Source organism: Prevotella sp. MGM1 (assembly GCF_002933775.1).
Taxonomy (GTDB): domain Bacteria; phylum Bacteroidota; class Bacteroidia; order Bacteroidales; family Bacteroidaceae; genus Prevotella.
This window is the reverse complement of record NZ_BEWV01000048.1, coordinates 1-1,342: the sequence shown is the minus strand read 5'-3', so window position 1 is coordinate 1,342 and position 1,342 is coordinate 1. Positions and strand designations below refer to the sequence as shown.

At 50.5% G+C, this 1,342-nt stretch carries 2 protein-coding genes; both read right to left on the bottom strand.

Features of this window, described 5'->3' with window-relative positions; genetic code table 11:
- Positions 1-165 precede the first annotated feature (165 nt).
- Positions 166-588 (bottom strand): DUF3408 domain-containing protein, encoded by a 423-nt coding sequence (locus MoGM_RS00940; protein ID WP_104368357.1) that lies wholly within the window; start codon positions 586-588, stop codon positions 166-168.
- A 2-nt stretch (positions 589-590) separates the two neighbouring features.
- Positions 591-1,334, bottom strand: a complete 744-nt coding sequence (locus MoGM_RS00935; protein ID WP_104368358.1) for a ParA family protein — start codon at positions 1,332-1,334, stop codon at positions 591-593.
- Positions 1,335-1,342 lie beyond the last annotated feature (8 nt).

Genomic DNA, 1,342 nt, shown 5'->3' with positions numbered 1-1,342 from the left:
GCCTGATAAGCTCTTCCATGCGCTGATAGTACTCCGGACGTAACAATGTCTGATAGCCAGAGACCGTTCCGATGCTGGACTTTTTCAGGATTTCATCCTTGTAGCCATCCGCCTGTTTCTGATTTTTCTTGTTCTTTGTTTCCATGTTCTTTTTATTTTTGGTGATTAAAATACGTCTTCGTAATTTTTGTCATACAGTTTCTTTATCACGTCCCCGCACTGGAGGAAGTGCTGGGTCAGCACATGGTCCAGATAGGCGGACAGTGTCAGCTTGTCCTTGCCGATTACGCGGGTGATGCGCATGATACGGTCGTGGTATTCCCTGCGCACGTATGCCATCTTTCCCGACCGCGCCGCAGTTTCCGCGCCTTTGATGAACATTTCAAGGTAGTCCTCTTCGTTCTCTATGGGCGGAATGACGAATACGGCAGCCGGCTTCTTGCGGTTTTCACCTTTAGCCGTTCTCTTTTTGTCAGCCGCATTGTCAGTTCCCGGCTTTTCCATGCGGGTGGAGGACGGGGGCATTTCCGGACGTATGCTGTCCAGAAAACTCGCTGTGTCAATCTGCACATCAAGGTTCTTGGCCATAATTATCCGTTTATCAGGTTCAGCATTTCGTCCGCAAGCTGTTCGATGTTGCTGCCTTTGACAAGAGCCTTGTCAGGCGGCATGATGGTGGAACGGAATACATAGCGTTCACCGTCCTCCTCGCTTTCCTTGCGGAAACGCTTGCTGTCCGGCAAATAGGTTTTCATCATGTTCAGTCCGGCTCTTCCCGCCACTTTCTCGTACACGTCATACAGGTTGGTCTTCTCCCTGCCGTCCACCATGTTCCACAACAGGTAAAGCCCTTTGAGGTTGGCTTTCCCCGTACTCATGAAAGATTCGTTCACGACGGCGGCGAAGTTCAAGGAGCTTTCGGCAACAATGCGGTCTGCCGTTATGGGGCAGAACACGTAATCCATTGTCGCCACGGTATTGATGACGCCGGGATTGTTCACTGTTCCGGGCAGGTCAAAGAAGATGATGTCCGGCGGTGTTTCCATCGCGACGAAATCCTTTGCCTTTTCGATGGCGGTTTCGGGATGGCTCTCCACTATGGGATACATTCTTTTCTGTACTTTGGCATACAGTTCGAAAACCGTTTTTTTCAAACGGGGATTGCGTTCGATGTTCTTGATGTCACGTTCGCGCATGTCCTTGATGCTGTACTGCGGGTAGTCGCAATCCACCACGACGACGTCCATTCCTTTCACGTAGTAGAAATAGCTTGCCATCAGTACCGTGAGCGTTGTTTTGCCCGCACCGCCTTTCTGGGTGGAGAAGGCAACCAGTAATGTTT

Coding starts and splice junctions, on each gene's coding strand:
- MoGM_RS00940 (WP_104368357.1), bottom strand. CDS start 588: ATGGCCAAGAACCTTGATGTGCAGATTGACACAGCGAGTTTTCTGGAC.